14 protein-coding genes and 1 riboswitch are annotated in these 16446 nt (G+C 71.5%); of the genes, 3 read left to right on the top strand and 11 right to left on the bottom strand.

Annotated elements, in window-relative coordinates; genetic code table 11:
• Positions 1–22: 22 nt before the first annotated feature.
• Entirely contained in the window at positions 23–1387 is a 1365-nt protein-coding gene (locus AC3CH1_RS31455) for a C39 family peptidase (RefSeq protein ID WP_488465968.1), read from the bottom strand.
• Between the two features lie 187 nt (positions 1388–1574).
• Between AC3CH1_RS31455 and AC3CH1_RS31450 the strand changes: the two genes are divergently transcribed.
• Together AC3CH1_RS31450 and AC3CH1_RS31445 are read left to right on the top strand one after the other, a co-directional pair.
• Positions 1575–2204 (top strand): uridine kinase family protein, encoded by a 630-nt coding sequence (locus tag AC3CH1_RS31450; protein ID WP_488465967.1) that lies wholly within the window; start codon positions 1575–1577, stop codon positions 2202–2204.
• 357 nt (positions 2205–2561) lie between these two features.
• Positions 2562–4466: an AAA family ATPase gene (locus tag AC3CH1_RS31445; RefSeq protein ID WP_488466781.1), complete on the top strand. Its 1905-nt coding sequence runs from the start codon at positions 2562–2564 to the stop codon at positions 4464–4466.
• A gap of 43 nt (positions 4467–4509) precedes the next feature.
• Here AC3CH1_RS31445 and AC3CH1_RS31440 read toward each other — a convergent pair whose 3' ends face one another.
• The 10 genes from AC3CH1_RS31440 to ribD all read right to left on the bottom strand — a co-directional run bounded on the left by AC3CH1_RS31440 (position 4510) and on the right by ribD (position 13367).
• A complete protein-coding gene (locus tag AC3CH1_RS31440; RefSeq protein WP_488465966.1) occupies positions 4510–5616 on the bottom strand; it encodes a hemolysin family protein in 1107 nt (368 codons plus the stop codon).
• Positions 5613–6986, bottom strand: a complete 1374-nt coding sequence (locus AC3CH1_RS31435; protein ID WP_488465965.1) for a hemolysin family protein — start codon at positions 6984–6986, stop codon at positions 5613–5615. The genes AC3CH1_RS31440 and AC3CH1_RS31435 overlap by 4 nt, the downstream gene beginning before the upstream one ends.
• Positions 6987–7236: 250 nt before the next feature.
• The gene (locus AC3CH1_RS31430; protein WP_488465964.1) at positions 7237–7707 is read right to left on the bottom strand and encodes a PH domain-containing protein; all 471 of its coding nucleotides are present in this window, start codon (positions 7705–7707) and stop codon (positions 7237–7239) included.
• Between the two features lie 239 nt (positions 7708–7946).
• Positions 7947–8795, bottom strand: a complete 849-nt coding sequence (gene hisG / locus AC3CH1_RS31425) for an ATP phosphoribosyltransferase (RefSeq protein WP_488465963.1) — start codon at positions 8793–8795, stop codon at positions 7947–7949.
• Between the two features lie 91 nt (positions 8796–8886).
• Positions 8887–9159, bottom strand: a complete 273-nt coding sequence (locus tag AC3CH1_RS31420; RefSeq protein WP_018960585.1) for a phosphoribosyl-ATP diphosphatase — start codon at positions 9157–9159, stop codon at positions 8887–8889.
• Between the two features lie 35 nt (positions 9160–9194).
• On the bottom strand, positions 9195–9680 hold the full coding sequence (gene ribH, locus AC3CH1_RS31415; protein ID WP_488465962.1) for a 6,7-dimethyl-8-ribityllumazine synthase: 486 nt from the start codon (positions 9678–9680) through the stop codon (positions 9195–9197).
• Between the two features lie 41 nt (positions 9681–9721).
• A complete protein-coding gene (locus AC3CH1_RS31410) occupies positions 9722–11020 on the bottom strand; it encodes a bifunctional 3,4-dihydroxy-2-butanone-4-phosphate synthase/GTP cyclohydrolase II (RefSeq protein ID WP_488465961.1) in 1299 nt (432 codons plus the stop codon).
• Positions 11017–11661, bottom strand: a complete 645-nt coding sequence (locus tag AC3CH1_RS31405) for a nicotinamide mononucleotide transporter family protein (protein ID WP_007453190.1) — start codon at positions 11659–11661, stop codon at positions 11017–11019. Before AC3CH1_RS31405 ends, AC3CH1_RS31410 begins: the two co-directional genes overlap by 4 nt.
• Positions 11658–12266, bottom strand: coding sequence for a riboflavin synthase (locus AC3CH1_RS31400; protein ID WP_488465960.1), 609 nt, complete (start codon positions 12264–12266; stop codon positions 11658–11660). Before AC3CH1_RS31400 ends, AC3CH1_RS31405 begins: the two co-directional genes overlap by 4 nt.
• Positions 12267–13367: a bifunctional diaminohydroxyphosphoribosylaminopyrimidine deaminase/5-amino-6-(5-phosphoribosylamino)uracil reductase RibD gene (gene ribD, locus AC3CH1_RS31395; protein ID WP_488465959.1), complete on the bottom strand. Its 1101-nt coding sequence runs from the start codon at positions 13365–13367 to the stop codon at positions 12267–12269. It abuts the gene before it with no gap.
• A gap of 173 nt (positions 13368–13540) precedes the next feature.
• A riboswitch (FMN riboswitch) is annotated at positions 13541–13671 on the bottom strand.
• A gap of 323 nt (positions 13672–13994) precedes the next feature.
• On the opposite strand from ribD, the gene AC3CH1_RS31390 reads away from it, so the two are divergent.
• Positions 13995–16355: a chitinase C-terminal domain-containing protein gene (locus AC3CH1_RS31390; protein WP_488465958.1), complete on the top strand. Its 2361-nt coding sequence runs from the start codon at positions 13995–13997 to the stop codon at positions 16353–16355.
• Positions 16356–16446: the final 91 nt, after the last annotated feature.

Below are 16446 nucleotides of genomic sequence, written 5' to 3'. Positions count from 1 at the left end.
ACGGCCGCGCGGCCGCACGCGCTCACAGCAGGCCGAGCGCCCTCAGCACGCGCCACTGTCCCGGTGTCGTCCGGGTCGGCCAGTAGACGTAACACACCCCGCCCGTACCGCTTCTGACCTTGCCGCCCGCGTCGTAGCGCTTGGTCCGCAGCCAGATGTTCTCCCATTCGCGCCGCCGGTAGACGCGGCGTACCGCGTCGTTGTCGGGGGAAGCGGGGTCGTTGGCGATGACGTCGCCCTCGGGGGTGAAGCCGATGACCGTCATCAGATGGCCGGCCGTTCCGTATCCGGCGCCGGTCAGTTCCTCCTCGCGGAAGGACTGGGAGGTGATGACGGGGATGCCGGCGCGGATCAGCCGCTCCACGTCGGTGAGCGAGCCGAGCCGGGTGACGACGGCGTTCAGGTCGCGGTACGTGGCGGCGTAGGCGGCGTTGAACGGCCAGTTGCCGCAGCCCTCGTACTGGTAGTCGTAGGTCTGGCGGGCGGCGTGGCAGACCTGGGGGTCGGGCAGGCCGGGCTTGACCCAGGCCAGGTCCTCGGTGGTGGGGCGGCGGCCCCAGTGCTCGATGATCATCTGCGAGGAGGTGGGGCTGCACCACGCCTCGCCGCCGTTGTCGTACTCGGGGTACTGCCCGATGTGGATGTTCTGCGAGTAGCGGGGCACGGGCAGTTCGCGCGCGAGCGCGGGAGTGCTCGCGGGCACGGTGAAGCGGTCGGGCACGTCGGAGGCCATCGCGCCCACCCGCCAGACGGTCGGGGTGAGGCGGCTGCCCGGGGTGCGGTACAGCGTGAGCCGCAGCCGGTAGGAGACCAGGCGGACGCCGCTCGCGGGATCGTCCACCGAGAAGGTGTCCGTCCACACGGAGCTGTACGGGTCGCCCTGGCCGTCGACGGACGTACGGCGGATGTCGCCGTCGCCCGCCGCCCAGCGGCCCATCACGAACCAGGGGGTCGCGGTGCCGTCCGCGTAGACGCCGCTCAGCTCGACCTGGATCCAGGTGCCGGCCGGGGTGCGGGCGTTCCAGGAGGCGATCACCTCGGTGGCGGGGACGGCGGAGCGGTGCACCGGGGAGGTCCAGGTGGCGTAGTCCCAGGCGGCCGTCCTGCCGGTGTGCGGGTCCGTGTAGTCGGTGCGGCCGGCCGGGGTGGCGATCACGACTCCGGGCCGGGGCCCCGGAAGCACCCGGGTTCCGTCGCCCGTGCCGAAGCGCCAGTCGGTGTAGGTGTGCCAGAAACGGTTGTCCACGAGGGGCGCCGGGGCCCCGGAGGAGCCGGTGGGCGAGGTCGGGGCGGCGGACGCGAACGTGGTGGTTCCCACCGTGCCGGCGGCCGCCGCCGCGGCGAGCGCGGCGGTCAGAACGGTTCTGCGCGAAGTCGGACTGGTCATGGGCGTGACCCCCGGTCGGATGCGGAAGGTGGTCTGCGGGTGCCGTGCGGTGCGCCAACTATCCCGGTTCGCGGCCGGATCGGGCCAGTGTTCCGCAGTCGCCGCAAGGACCGAATATGGGTCTGGACCACTGGCGTGACCTGCGGTGGACCCCGGGCGCCTCCGTGCCGGAACGTACCCTGGAGCCATGGACGACCTGGCCCGCCACGCCGATGAACTCTCCGCACTGCCCCCCTCCTGCGGGCCGGTGCGGCTCGTCGCGGTCGACGGACACGCCGGTTCGGGCAAGAGCACCTTCGCCGCCCGACTCGCGGCGGCGCTGGGCGGTGCGCCGGTCCTCCATCTGGACGACCTCGCCACGCACGAGGAGCTGTTCGGCTGGACGGGACGGCTGCGGGAGCAGGTGATCCTGCCCCTCTCGCGCGGCGAGAGCGCCCGCTACGCCCCGTACGACTGGACGGAGCGGCGCTTCGGCCCGGCGCGGACCCTGGAACCGGCGCCGGTGGTGCTGGTGGAGGGGGTCGGCGCGGGGCGCCGTCAGGTGCGCCCGTGGCTGGCGGCGCTCTGCTGGATGGAGTTGGACCGGGAGGTGTCCTGGGAGCGTGGCCGGCGGCGGGACGGGACCGGGCTCACCGGATTCTGGGACGGGTGGACGCTCGCCGAGGCCCGGCATTTCGCCGAGGATCCCTCACGGCCGTACGCCGACACTCTGGTACGCCAGTTGCCAGAGGGGTACGCGTGGCTGGCGGGGCCCCGCGCGACAGCGGGAGTGAACCGAACCGTCACGCACGGTAGCCAGAACGTCCCGCCATACTGAGCAGTCGGAAATCGGCCCGGAAGTGCCCCAACTCCGCTTGACCGGGGGGCCTTACTGGTCTTACGTTCTCATTGTGCGGCTTTTCGGAGCCCCCATGGACGCGAAGCCCCCGGTTGTTCCCCCGTGATCGGGGGCTTCGCCCTGTGCTCCCCCCGCCACCCCGGCGACCACGCAGAGCGATTCACTCACCCTGGGTCACCACCTCAGGGGTCGGCCATCGGGCGTCCGCCTCCCCGTGCGCGGGTACGATGCACCTCGGTGTGGTCAATTCCCTTCCTCCACGCCGTGATTCAGCACGCTCCGGTGGGCATGCTGTGCGGGCGGGACATCCTGGGGGCACGGTTTGTGGGGGACCTGATGGACATCGGCACACAGGGCGCTGGAGCCCCTGCCGACCTCGCCTGGCTGCGCGGCATGGACGCCTACACGATGGGCGCCTACCCGCAGGCCGAGGAGGAGTTCAGAGCCGCGGTGCGGTTCGATCCGAGCATGGCGGACGGCTGGCTCGGCCTCCACGCGCTCCGCATCGACACCACTACGGCCCTGTTACGCATGTACCGGCACCGCGACCGCTTCGGCGAACAGCGCGCACGCCACCGACGTACGCTCAACTCCTGGTACTGGCTCGGCTGGTGGGTGCAGCCGGTGCTGGAGAGCCGGCGTGATCTGCTGCTCGCGCACGCCTCGCACTGGCTGGACGGACGCCATGTGCCGGAGCTGGACCGGGCGTTGGCCGGGCTGCCGCCGGTGGACGCGGATCCGCAGGTGCGGTTCCTGCACGCCTGCCGCTCCTATCTGGTCAAGGACTGGGAGCAGTTGGTGCGCTGCACCGAGCAGCTCGTCGACGATCCGATGCTGGGCATCGAAGCGGGTCTGTTCGGCGGGATGGCGCGGGTGCGGCTGGAGATGTTCGGGCAGGCGGAGCCCCTGCTGTCGGCCGCGCTGATGCGCTGTCGCAGCGAACAGCCGCAGCGCAAGGAGTTGCGCTACTGGCTGGCGCGGGCCCACGAGGGCACGGGGCGCAGCGCGGCCGCCCTGCCGCTGTACCGGGCGGTGCACCGGGTCGACCCGGCCTTCATGGACACCTCCGCCCGGCTCGCCGCGCTCGTGGAGGGCGACGGGTACGACGAGTCGGCTGACCTGGCCGCCGTGACCCTGACCGGTTTCGGTTCGGGTGCGTCGGGGACGGCGGCGCAGCCGGAGGGCGACGCGCTGCTCGGCGCCGATCCGGTGGACGGGCGGGAGTCCTGGCCGATGAGCGACCCGGGGCTGCTCGGCGACGAGCCGGTCCTCGGTTCGCCCGCCCCCGTCGAGGGCGCCCGCCGCACCAAGGCCCGGAAGCCGCCGCCCTTCCCGGCCGGGCCCAGCGATCCCTCGCTGCTGGCCGACGCGCTGGCGCAGTTGGAGCGCATGGTCGGTCTCGAACCGGTCAAGCGGCAGGTCAAGGCGCTCTCGGCGCAGTTGAACATGGCCCGGCTGCGGGCCGAGCAGGGCCTCCCGGTCCAGCCGCCGAAGCGTCACTTCGTCTTCTCCGGCCCCTCCGGCACCGGCAAGACCACCGTGGCACGCATCCTGGGCCGGGTCTTCTACGCCCTCGGGCTGCTCGGCGGCGATCATCTGGTCGAGGCCCAACGCTCCGACCTGGTGGGTGAGTTCCTGGGGCAGACGGCGGTGAAGGCCAACGAGCTGATCGACTCGGCCCTGGGCGGGGTGCTGTTCGTCGACGAGGCGTACAGCCTGGCCAACTCCGGTTACAGCAAGGGCGACGCGTACGGCGACGAGGCGCTCCAGGTCCTCCTCAAGCGGGCCGAGGACAACCGGGACCATCTCGTCGTCATCCTCGCGGGATACCCGGAGGGCATGGACCGGCTGCTCGCCACCAACCCGGGGCTCTCCTCCCGCTTCACCAGCCGGGTCGACTTCCCCAGCTACCGGCCGCTCGAACTCACCGCGATCGGGAGCGTGCTGGCGGCGGAGAACGACGACGTCTGGGACGAGGAGGCGGTGGACGAACTGCGCTCGATCAGCGGCCATGTGGTGGACCAGGGCTGGATCGACGAGCTGGGCAACGGCCGTTTCCTTCGGACGCTGTACGAGAAGAGCTGTGCCTACCGCGATCTGCGGCTCTCCGGCTATCCGGGCGAGCTGACCCGCCAGGACCTGTCGACGCTGCGGCTGGCGGACCTGATGCAGGCCTACGGCGAGGTGCTGTCGGGGCGCGGCCCGGTGGGCCGGGGGAAGCAGGAGCCGGGCGCGGGCTGACGGCCGCGCCGGGCGTCCGCTCCCGGCGCGGCGTCGCCTCACCTCAGTGCACGAGGGCTCCGGGCGCCGGAAGCTCCGGCGTCCTCGGCGTCTCCACCGTGCGGCGGGGCACCGAGACCGTCCGGTGGGCCGGGTCATGGACCTCCCCCACCAGCGTCTCCAGGACGTCCTCCATGGCGATCAGGCCGAGGATCCGGCCCGAGGCGTCCGCGACCTGCGCCAGGTGCGTCGCGGCCCGGCGCATCACGGTCAGGGCGTCGTCCAGCGGGAGTTCGGCCCGTACCGTCGCCATCGGGCGCCAGATCTGCTGCGGAACCGCGCGGTCGGCGTCCTCCAGCTCCAGGACGTCCTTGACGTGGAGGTAGCCCAGACAGGGGCCGCCGCCGTCCGCGCAGACCGGGAAGCGGGAGAAACCGGTGCGCACGGTCAGCTCCTCGATCCGGCGGGGGGTCACCGACGGGTCGACCGTGACCAGCGTCGCCCGCTCCAGCAGGACGTCGGTGACGGGCCTGCTGCCCAGTTCGAGGGCGTCCTCCAGGCGTGTCGCCGCCTCCGGTCCGAGGAGGCCTGCCTGTCCGGAGTCCTCCACGAGCCGGTTGAGCTGCTCGCTGGTGAAGACGGCCTCCACCTCGTCCTTCGGTTCGACGCCGAACAGCCGCAGCACCAGGCCGGCGCAGGCGCCCAGCGCGGTGGTGACCGGACGGCAGAGGCGGGCGAAGGCGACCAGGCCGGGGCTCAGCCACAGTGCGGTCCGCTCGGGTGCGGCCATCGCGAGGTTCTTCGGGACCATCTCGCCGATGACCAGGTGCAGGACGACCACGGACAGGAGCGCGAGGGCGAAGCCGAGGGGGTGGACGAGCCCGTCGGGGACGTGCGCCGCGTGGAAGACCGGCTCCAGGAGATGGGCGAGCGTCGGCTCGGCGACGGCTCCCAGGGTGAGGGAGCAGACGGTGATGCCGAACTGGGCGGCGGCCATCATCTGCGGCAGGTTCTCCAGCCCGTGCAGGACCGTGCGGGCCCGGCCGGAGCCCTGTGCGGCGAGCGGTTCGATCTGGCTGCGGCGTACGGAGACGAGAGCGAACTCGGCGCCGACGAAGAAGCCGTTCGCCAGCACGAGGAGGGCGGCGAGGAAGAGTTGGAGCATGCTCATCGCGCCGCCTCCAGCAGTACCGGTGCGGCCCTGTCCGGCAGCGGGTCGGGCAGCAGCGGGTCGGCCGCCCGGGTGAAGCGGACCCGTTCGGCGCGGTTGCGGCCGACCTGGCGGACGGAGATCCGCCAGCCGGGGAGTTCGGCCCGGTCGCCGGGGGCGGGGATGCGGCCCAGCAGTCCGGCGACGAGCCCGGCGACGGTCTCGTAGGGCCCCTCGGGCACGTCGAGTCCGCTGCGGCGCAGGGTGTGCACCCGGCAGCTGCCCTCGGCGTCCCACACCGGGCGACCGTCCTCGGCGGGGGCGGCGGTCAGCTCGGGGCGGCCCGCGCCCTCGGCGTCGTGCTCGTCGCGGACCTCGCCGACGAGCTCCTCGATGATGTCCTCCAGGGTGACGACACCGGCGGTGCCGCCGTATTCGTCGACGACCACGGCTATCGGCTGTTCGTGGCGCAGCCGCCGCAGCAGCGCTTCCACCGGAAGCGTCCCGGGCACCAGGAGCGGGGGTACGGCGATCCGTCCGGCCGGGGTGCGCAGGCGCTCGGGGGCGGGGACGGCGAGGGCGTCCTTGAGGTGGACCATGCCGATGACCTCGTCGATGCGGTCCCGGTATACCGGGAAGCGGGAGAGGCCGGTGGCGCGGGTGAGGTTGAGGACGTCCGCGGCGGTCGCGGTGGAGTGCAGGGCGCTGACCTTCACCCGGGGCGTCATGACGTGCTGGGCGGTGAGACCGGCCAGCGCGAGGGTCCGGACGAAGAGGTCGGCGGTGTCCTGTTCGAGTGCTCCGGCCTCGGCGGAGTGCCGAGCCAGGGAGACCAGCTCGCCCGGGGTGCGGGCGGAGGCCAGTTCGGCGGTGGGCTCGACGCCCAGAAGCCGCACCAGCCGGTTGGCCAGGGCGTTGAGGAGGGTGATCACCGGTCGCAGGAGGGCGGCGAAGCGGGCCTGCGGTCCGGCGACGAAGCGGGCCACCTGGAGTGGCCGGGAGACCGCCCAGTTCTTGGGCACCAGTTCGCCGACGACCATCTGCACGGCCGATGCCAGGAGCATGCCGACGACGACGCCGACACCCGGGACGGCCCCCGCGGGGAGTCCGGCGGCGGTGAGGGGGCCGGCGAGCAGCTGGGCGAGGGCCGGTTCGGCGAGCATGCCCACCACCAGGGAGGTGATGGTGATGCCGAGCTGGGTGCCGGAGAGCTGGAAGGAGAGTTCGCGCAGGGCTTCGACGACGGTACGGGCCCGTCGGTCGCCTTCGGCGGCGGCCCGTTCGGCGTCGGGCTTCTCCACGGTGACGAGCCCGAATTCGGCCGCCACGAAGAATCCGTTGGCGAGGATGAGGAGAAAGGCCGCTCCGAGGAGCAGCAGGGGGGTGGTCATGAGGCCGCCGCCTCCGGGGAAGGGGCGGCGCAGGTACTACCGGACGATCCGTCCATTGCTGGAGGGAGTCACTCCTTGGGTCGCAGGTAAGGCCCCGCGGGCCCGGGGTGGGGCCGTGGAACGGGCGGGGCGGGACGCGCGGGGCGCCGCCGCCCACCAGAGTAGACAAGAAGGCCCCGCGCCGGGCAGGGGCTCAGAGGCTTTCGGGTGACCTCTGCTTGGCCTGCCTGCCGGCCGGCGGGGTGTCGTCTCAGCCGCCGGCCGGGGTGTCGTCGGTCCCGGAGCCGCGCGACTCGGCGAGGGAGCGCAGGGCGCGGGCGTCGCGGATGGCCTGCTGCTTGGCCAGGCCGGGCTGGATGCCGAGGGCGGGCAGGCTCGTTCCGTCGCTCAGGTCGAGGTAGACCCAGGGGTCGCCGGAGCGCAGGTTGACGCGGAGGATCTCCTCCCACGCCAGCCTGCGGGTCAGGGTGAGGTTGACGACGGTGACCCCGGTCTCGTCGGCGGTGACCTTGGGCCTGCTGAGCAGGGCCAGGACGCCGAAGAAGAGCGCCGCGACGAAGACGAAGGTGATCCGCTCCCCCGGGTTCAGCCGCTCCAGCATCAGCGCGATGACGGTGATGACGACGAACATCGCCAGGCCCGTGCTCAGCAGGACCACCCGGGTGAGGGTGGGCCGGAAGGTGACCGGCAGGGTGGTCTGTTCGGGCCTGGGCGCGGACATCGGGTCTTCTCTCGGGGGGTGCGGGCGGGCCGGGACGCTAGGGGGTGTCTTGCCGATCAGGCCGGATCAGGGAGCGGGGTCTGGTGCCGCGCATCGCAAGGCAACAGGAGGGAGTCGGATGGGGTCTCCCCTGCTCGAACGGAGTGGAGAGCTTGGGGAAGGAGCGTCGGCGACCGACGACAACGCCGCGAGGTGCGGCACCAGACCCCGCGAGCCCGGCGTGATCGGCGAGACATCCCCTAGAGGCGGCAGGCGTGGATGGCCGTGGTGAGGATGGCGCGGGCGCCGAGCTCGTACAGGTCGTCCATGATCCGCTGGGCCTCCTTGGCGGCGACCATGGAGCGGACGGCGACCCAGCCCTCGTGGTGCAGCGGGGAGATGGTGGGCGACTCCAGGCCCGGGGTGAGGGCGACGGCGCGCTCCAGGTGCTCGACGCGGCAGTCGTAGTCCATCATCACGTAGGACCGGGCGACCAGGACGCCCTGGAGGCGGCGGAGGAACTGCTGCACCTTGGGGTCGTCGGCGGGGGCGCCGTTGCGGCGGATGACGACGGCCTCGGAGGTCATGATCGGGTCGCCGATCACTTCGAGTCCGGCGTTGCGCAGGCTGGTGCCGGTCTCCACCACGTCGGCGATGATCTGGGCGACGCCCAGCTCGATGGCGGTCTCGACGGCGCCGTCGAGGTGGACGACGGAGGCGTTGACACCCGCCTCGGCGAGGTGGGCGGCGACGATTCCCTCGTAGGAGGTGGCGATCGTCATGCCGTCGAAGTCCTGCGGGCCCGCCGCGGTGCCGGATTTGGTGGCGTAGCGGAAGGTGGAGCGGGCGAAGCCGAGCTGGAGGATCTCCTCGGAGTCGGCCCCGGAGTCCAGCAGCAGGTCGCGGCCGGTGATCCCGATGTCGAGCTTGCCGGAGCTGACGTAGATCGCGATGTCGCGGGGGCGGAGGTAGAAGAACTCGACCTCGTTCGCCGGGTCGACCAGGACCAGTTCCTTCGACTCCTTGCGCTGCTGGTAGCCGGCCTCATGGAGCATCGCCATCGCAGGCCCGGAGAGTGAACCCTTGTTGGGAACGGCGATGCGCAGCATGAGGTCGGCTTCCTTCGTGCGGAGGGAGTGTGCGGGCGGTTTCGCGGGGGTGTCGCCCGGGCCGGGCCCGGGCGACGGCGCTGAGGTCGGCTCAGAGATGGGCGTAGACGTCGTCGAGCGAGATGCCGCGGGCGACCATCATCACCTGGACGTGGTACAGCAGCTGGGAGATCTCCTCGGCGGTGGCTTCCTTGCCCTCGTACTCGGCCGCCATCCAGACCTCGGCGGCCTCCTCGACGACCTTCTTGCCGATGGCATGCACGCCCTTGCCCACCAGTTCGGCGGTGCGGGAGGTCGCGGGGTCGCCCTCGGCGGCCTTGAGCTGGAGCTCGGCGAAGAGCTCTTCGAAGGTTTTGTCAGCCATGATGGTCCTCAGAATACGGGGTCGCGGGAGGGCGCTCAGCGCCAGGGTTCGCTGACGGTGCGCAGCGTGGCCGCGGTGGCCACGGCGGCGGTGACCGCTTCGTGCCCCTTGTCCTCGTTGGACCCTTCGAGGCCGGCCCGGTCCAGCGCCTGCTCCTCGGTGTCGCAGGTCAGTACGCCGAAGCCGACGGGAACACCGGTGTCGACGGTGACCTGGGTGAGGCCGAGGGTGACGCCGTGGGAGACGTACTCGAAGTGGGGGGTGCCGCCCCGGATGACCACGCCGAGGGCGACGATCGCGTCGTAGCCGCGTCCGGCGAGCACCTTGGCGACGACGGGCAGCTCGAAGCTGCCCGGGACGCGGAGCAGGGTCGGCTCGTCGATGCCGAGCTCGCGCAGGGCGCGCAGGGCGCCGTCGACGAGTCCGTCCATGACCTTCTCGTGCCACTGGGCCGCGATCACGGCCACGCGCAGGTCGCCGCAGTTGCGTACGGACAGTTCGGGTGCACCCTTGCCGCTCATGTCTCTCCTGTTGCTGGTTACGTGGTGTTCGGTGGGTCGCGTCACTGGTTGGCGCAGGTCGACGCGGGGGCGCCGTCGAGCCAGGGCAGGTCGTGGCCCATGCGGTCGCGCTTGGTGCGCAGGTAGCGCAGGTTGTGCTCGCCGGCCTGGACGGGCATGGGTTCCCGGCCGGTGACGGCGAGGCCGTGGCGGACGACGGCGGCGGTCTTGTCGGGGTTGTTGGTCATGAGCCGCAGGCTGCGCACGCCGAGGTCCGCGAGGATCTGGGCGCCCGCCGCGTAGTCGCGGGCGTCGGCGGGCAGGCCGAGCTCCAGGTTGGCGTCGAGGGTGTCCACGCCGCGCTCCTGGAGTTCGTACGCGCGCAGCTTGGAGAGCAGGCCGATGCCGCGTCCCTCGTGGCCGCGCAGGTAGACGACGACGCCCCGGCCCTGCTCGGTGATGCGCCGCATGGAGGCGTGCAGCTGGGGGCCGCAGTCGCAGCGCTGGGACTGGAAGATGTCGCCGGTCAGGCACTCGGAGTGGATCCGGACGAGGACGTCCTCGCCGTCGCCGACGTCGCCGTGGACGAGGGCGACGTGTTCGACGCCGTCGACGCTGGAGCGGTAGCCGTACGCGGTGAAGTCGCCGAACGCGGTGGGCAGCCGGGTCTCGGCCTCGCGGCGGACCGTGGGCTCGTTGCTGCGGCGGTAGGCGATCAGGTCCTCGATGGAGATGATCGTCAGTCCGTGCTTGCGGGCGAAGGGGATCAGCTCGGGCAGCCGGAGCATGACGCCGTCCTCGCCCGCGATCTCGACGATGGCCCCGGCGGGGCGGAGTCCGGCGAGCCGGGCGAGGTCGACGGCGGCCTCGGTGTGGCCGTTGCGGACGAGGACGCCGCCGGAGCGGGCGCGCAGCGGGAAGATGTGGCCGGGCCGGACGAAGTCGCCGGGGCCGGCGACGCCGCCCGCGAGCATCCGCAGGGTGGTGGCGCGGTCGGCGGCGGAGATGCCGGTGGTGACGCCGTGCGCGGCGGAGGCGTCGACGGAGACGGTGAACGCGGTCCGCATCGACTCGGTGTTGTGCTCGACCATCTGCGGGAGGTCGAGGCGTTCCAGCTCGTCGCTCTCCATGGGCGCGCAGATCAGACCGCGGCACTCGCTCATCATGAAGGCCACGATCTCCGGGGTGGCCATCTCGGCCGCGATGACGAGGTCGCCCTCGTTCTCGCGGTCCTCGTCGTCCACGACGACGACGGGACGGCCGGCGGCGATGTCGCGGACCGCCTGCTCGACCGGGTCCAGGGAGAGGCTCTCGGGGAGTGGTTCGTGGTCGGGGTGCAGCCAGGTGGGCTGGGCAGTCATGCCGTGGCTCCTTCCAGAGCGGGTGTCCGCGTACGCAGCCACCAGTCGCGCATCCCCCACAGGACGAGGGCGCCGTAGATGACGTAGACGAAGCCGGAGAAGGCGAATCCGTTGGCGAAGTTCAGCGGGACGCCGACCAGGTCGACGAGGAGCCAGGCGAACCAGAACTCGACCATGCCGCGGGCCTGGGCGTACATCGCGACGACGGTGCCGACGAAGATGTACGCGTCCGGCCAGGGGTCCCAGGACAGCGACGGGAAGGCGGTGAACAGGCCGCCGACGGCGAGGGTGCCGAGAGCGGCGGCGCCGATCAGCACGCCGCGCTCGCGCCAGGTGGCGAAGCGGACGGCTATGGAGCCGTCCTGTGCCTGCTGCTTGCCGCGGTTCCAGGACCACCAGCCCCACAGGGCGACGACGATGACGACCAGCTGCTTGCCCGCGCTGCCGGAGAGGTGCGCGGAGGCGAAGGCGACGAGCAGGATCACGCCGGAGAGGAGCTGGGCGGGCCAGGTCCAGATCGAGCGCCGCCAGCCGAGGGCCAGGGCGATCAGGCCGACCAGGTTGCCGATCATGTCCGACCACTTGATGTGCTGGCCGAACACGGTGAAGGCCTCGGAGTTGAGCCAGTTCGCCGCGTTCATCGCGGGTCCTGTCCGGCCCGGTCGCCGAGCAGCCGCTCGACGTACTTGGCGAGGACGTCCACCTCCAGGTTGACCGGGTCGCCGGGCTGCTTGCGGCCGAGCGTGGTCAGGGCGAGGGTGGTGGGGATGAGGCTGATGGTGAAGTGGTCGGCCGCCGCGTCCACGACGGTGAGGCTGACGCCGTCGACGGTGATGGAGCCCTTCTCCACGACGTACCGGGTCAGCTCGGCCGGCAGGGAGACCTTGACGAGCTCCCAGTGCTCGGAGGGGGTGCGCTCGACGATGGTGCCGGTGCCGTCCACATGGCCCTGGACGAGGTGTCCTCCGAGCCGGCCGCCGAGCGCCATCGGGCGTTCCAGGTTGACCCGGGAGCCGGTGGTGAGCGCGCCGAGGCTGGAGCGCTTCAGCGTCTCGGCCATCACGTCGGCGGTGAACTCGCCGTCGCCGGTGTCCACGACGGTGAGGCAGACGCCGTTCACCGCGATGGAGTCGCCGTGTTTGGCTCCCTCGGTGACGACGGGGCCGCGCAGCCGGAAGCGGGAGGCGTCCGCCAGCTGCTCGACGGCGGTGACCTCACCCAGTTCTTCGACAATTCCGGTGAACACTCAGTTTCCCTTCCGAGCAGGGGCGGGGACGGCGGTGACGCGCAGATCGGGGCCGATGCGCACGGTCTCGGTCACATCGAGGCGCAACGCCTCGGCGATCGTGGTGATTCCGGCGCCGGCGAGGGCGGCGGGGCCCGCGCCGAGCAGCACCGGGGCGAGATAGCCGACGACCTTGTCGACCTTTCCCGCGGCGACGAACGCGCCGGCGAGGGTGGGGCCGCCTTCGAGGAGCACGGAGAGGACGCCGCGCTCGTGCAGGGCCCCGAGGAGGGCGTCGAGGTCGAGGCCGGGTCCGGCGGCGGCACGGGGCAGGCGCAGGACGGCGGCCTCGGGGAGGTGCCCGGCGGGGGCATCGTCGGCGACGGCGACCAGGGTGGGCGCGGTGTCGTCCAGGACCCGGGCGCCGGGCTTCACGGCGGTGGCGTTCGTGTCGACGACGACCCGCAGCGGCTGGGTGACCCCGTCGATGCCGCGTACCGCGAGCTGGGGGTCGTCGGTGCGGGCGGTGCCGGAGCCGACGAGCACGGCGTCGGCCTCGGCGCGCAGCCGGTGGACGTCGGCGCGGGCCTCGGGCGAGGTGATCCAGCGGCTGGTGGCGTCGGCGGCGGCGATCCGGCCGTCGAGGGTGGCGGCGTACTTCCACAGGACGTACGGCCGCCCCCGGCGCACCGAGGTCAGCCAGGCGGCGTTGCCCGCCTCCGCCTCCTCCGCGAGGAGGCTCTGTTCGGCCCGGACCCCGGCGTGGCGCAGGGTGTCGCCGCCGCCCGCGGCCCCCGGGTTCGGGTCGGCGACCGCGTACACGACGCGGCTGATCCCGGCGGCCAGGAGGGCCTGGGAGCAGGGGCCGGTGCGGCCGGTGTGGTCGCAGGGTTCGAGGGTGACGTAGGCGGTGCCGCCGCGGGCCCGCCCGCCGGCCGCGCACAGGGCGTGGACCTCGGCGTGCGGTCCTCCGGCGCGCTGGTGGAAGCCTTCGCCGGCGACGGCTCCGTCGGCGTCGGTGATCACGCATCCGACGACCGGATTGGGGCTGGTGGAGCCGAGACCGCGCGCCGCGAGCGTGATCGCTCGGCGCATGGCGGTGATGTCGGCTGCGGTGTCCACCGGGTCCTCCTGCCTCTTCGGGCACGGACTCCGGGGCCTGTCGATGACGACAGATAAAGCGGCTCACCAGCGGAAACGCCGAGATCCCGAGAACGGGAACGCCAGGAACGCACGGCGTCACGGGAGACTCCCGGCCATGCGTCCGCCGACGGCGGCGTACCGATGACAACCCGCCGCGCACTGCCTCCCATCCGGACTTTCACCGTCGGTCCAGGAATCTCACCTGGTCAACCGGCCGCTGGCTGCGGACGGGTCGCGGACTATAACCGCCGGTTCGGAATTACACCGACCCCGGAGTGCGCTGCTACTGGTACGGAACCAGTCTGCCACGGACGCCTCACGGCCATGCGGGTGAGCACTGTGGGCTGGGTCACAGAACACGTGGCGTGAATCCGTTGGCGAGAAGCCGACAACGTAGTCATCGGGGCTTCACAGGGAAGTCACAGGGAACCCGTCGGAAAAGTTGACGCTTAAAGGTCCAGACCTATTGACGCACTGGTCTAGTCCTCTTAATCTCTGCGTCACCTCCGAGGTTCGGTCCGGCGGTGTGCGCACACCAGGACCCCGACACGACCCACCCCCCTTTGCCAGTTGTGTTCTGCCGACCTCCCCAGGAGGAACGACCACATGCTGTCCCCCACCCGAGCGAGAGCCACCCTGCTCGCCGCCGGCGCCGCCGTCGCCGGACTGCTGATGAGCTCACTCGCCGCAGGTCCGTCGGCCGCCGCCGACCAGACCTCCTGTCGCCCCGACGGGCTCTACCAGACCCCCGGCGTCGACGTCCCCTACTGCTCCGTCTACGACGCCGACGGTCGCGAGAAGATGGGCGCCGACCACAAGCGCCGCGTGATCGGCTACTTCACCAACTGGCGTACCGGCAAGGACGGCAAGGACGCCTACCTGGTCCCGGACATCCCGTGGGACAAGGTCACGCACCTCAACTACGCCTTCGCGCACGTCGACGGCTCCAACAAGCTCTCGGTCGGCCCCGACAGCGCCGACAACGCCTCCACCGGCATGACCTGGCCCGGTGTCGCGGGCGCGGAGATGGACCCGGCGCTCCCCTACAAGGGGCACTTCAACCTGCTGACGAAGTACAAGAAGCAGCACCCGAACGTGAAGACCCTGGTCTCCGTGGGCGGTTGGGCCGAGACCGGCGGCTACTTCGGACCCGACGGCAAGCGCGTCGACTCGGGCGGCTTCTACTCGATGGCGACCAACGCCGACGGCTCGGTCAACCAGAGCGGCATCAACACGTTCGCCGACTCGGCCGTCGACTTCATCAAGAAGTACGGCTTCAACGGCGTCGACATCGACTACGAGTACGCGACGACCATGAAGGACGCGGGCAACCCGCTGGACCACTCGCTGTCCAACGGCCGCCGCGCCGGACTGGTCAAGGGCTACGACGCCCTGATGAAGACGCTGCGCGAGAAGCTCGACCGCGCGGGCGCCGCCGACGGCAAGCACTACCTGCTGACCGTCGCCGCCCCCTCCTCCGGCTACCTGCTGCGGGGCATGGAGACGTACCAGATGCAGAAGTACCTGGACTACGTCAACATCATGTCCTACGACCTGCACGGCGCCTGGAACGAGTACGTCGGCCCGAACGCCTCCCTGTTCGACGACGGCAAGGACGCCGAGCTGGCGCAGGCGAGCGTGTACTCCACCTCGCAGTACGGCGGCACCGGCTACCTCAACACCGACTGGGCCTACCACTACTTCCGCGGCTCGATGCCGGCCGGCCGGATCAACATCGGCCTGCCGTACTACACCCGCGGCTTCAAGAACGTGCAGGGCGGCACCGACGGCCTGTGGGGCAAGGCGGCCACGACCGACTGCCCGGCGGGCGCGGGGCTGACCAAGTGCGGTGACGGCGCTGTCGGGATCGACAACCTCTGGCACGACAAGGACACCAACGGCAAGGAATCGCCTGCCGGTTCCAACCCGATGTGGCACGCGAAGAACCTGGAGAAGGGCATCGTCGGCGACTACGTCACCGACTACGGCTTCCCCGCGAACACCCAGCTGACCGGCGCGTACGTCCGCAAGTACGACTCCACGCTGGTCGCGCCGTGGCTGTGGAACGCCCAGAAGAAGGTGTTCCTCTCCACCGAGGACGAGCAGTCGGTGAAGGCCAAAGCCGCCTACGTCGTGGACAAGGGCATCGGCGGCACGATGATCTGGGAGCTGGCGGGCGACTACCAGTGGAACGCGGCCAAGGGCCAGTACGAGACCGGCTCGACGCTGACCACCGCGATGTACGACGCCTTCAAGTCGGCGACCCCGTACGGCGCGAAGCGCTCCACGATCGACCTGCCCACCCAGGCCGTGAACATCGACGTCTCCTTCGGACAGTTCCCGCTGGGCGACTCCAACTACCCGATCAGCCCCAAGCTGAAGATCACCAACCGGACCCAGGCCACGCTGCCCGGCGGTACGGAGTTCCAGTTCGACTACTCCACCTCCGCCCCGGCCAACGCCAAGGACCAGTCCGGCTTCGGCACCACCATCATCCGCAGCGACCACAAGGCCGCCAACAACATCGGCGGCCTCAAGGGCGACTACAACCGCGTCTCGCTGAAGCTCCCGGCCTGGCAGACGCTGGCCCCCGGCGCCTCGGTGGAGCTGGACTTCGTCTACTACCTGCCGACCTCCACTCCGTCGAACTGGACCGTGACCTTCGGCGGGAAGTCCTACTCCCTCGCCGGTGACCTGGCGCGCGGCACCACCGTGGTCGAGCCCGGCACCGGCACCAACCCCACGCCGACCCCGACGCCGGACCCGACCGGTCCGACGCCGACCCCGACCCCGACGCAGCCGGGCGGCACCTGCTCGGCCCCGGTCTGGAACGCGGCCACCGAGTACGGCGGCGGCTCCACCGTGAGCCACGGCGGCCACCAGTGGAAGGCCTCGTGGTGGACGAAGGGCGAGACGCCCGGATCCGCCGGCCAGTGGGGCGCCTGGAAGGACCTCGGCGCCTGCTGAACCCTTCTTTGACCGTCCGGTGGTGAGCGGCCCCACCCCTCCGTTCACCACCGGGCGACCGGCCCTGTCGTCCCCGGCCCCGGCGTCCACC

The sequence above is a fragment of the Streptomyces sp. MGP-P1 genome, assembly GCF_057766565.1.
This window is presented reverse-complemented; position numbering and strand designations above follow the sequence as displayed.

Coding starts and splice junctions, on each gene's coding strand:
- AC3CH1_RS31410 (WP_488465961.1), bottom strand. CDS start 11,020: ATGACTGCCCAGCCCACCTGGCTGCACCCCGACCACGAACCACTCCCC.
- AC3CH1_RS31420 (WP_018960585.1), bottom strand. CDS start 9,159: ATGGCTGACAAAACCTTCGAAGAGCTCTTCGCCGAGCTCCAGCTCAAG.
- AC3CH1_RS31455 (WP_488465968.1), bottom strand. CDS start 1,387: ATGACCAGTCCGACTTCGCGCAGAACCGTTCTGACCGCCGCGCTCGCC.
- ribH (WP_488465962.1), bottom strand. CDS start 9,680: ATGAGCGGCAAGGGTGCACCCGAACTGTCCGTACGCAACTGCGGCGAC.
- AC3CH1_RS31390 (WP_488465958.1), top strand. CDS start 13,995: ATGCTGTCCCCCACCCGAGCGAGAGCCACCCTGCTCGCCGCCGGCGCC.
- AC3CH1_RS31430 (WP_488465964.1), bottom strand. CDS start 7,707: ATGTCCGCGCCCAGGCCCGAACAGACCACCCTGCCGGTCACCTTCCGG.
- AC3CH1_RS31435 (WP_488465965.1), bottom strand. CDS start 6,986: ATGACCACCCCCCTGCTGCTCCTCGGAGCGGCCTTTCTCCTCATCCTC.
- AC3CH1_RS31450 (WP_488465967.1), top strand. CDS start 1,575: ATGGACGACCTGGCCCGCCACGCCGATGAACTCTCCGCACTGCCCCCC.
- AC3CH1_RS31405 (WP_007453190.1), bottom strand. CDS start 11,661: ATGAACGCGGCGAACTGGCTCAACTCCGAGGCCTTCACCGTGTTCGGC.
- hisG (WP_488465963.1), bottom strand. CDS start 8,795: ATGCTGCGCATCGCCGTTCCCAACAAGGGTTCACTCTCCGGGCCTGCG.
- AC3CH1_RS31440 (WP_488465966.1), bottom strand. CDS start 5,616: ATGAGCATGCTCCAACTCTTCCTCGCCGCCCTCCTCGTGCTGGCGAAC.
- AC3CH1_RS31445 (WP_488466781.1), top strand. CDS start 2,562: ATGGACATCGGCACACAGGGCGCTGGAGCCCCTGCCGACCTCGCCTGG.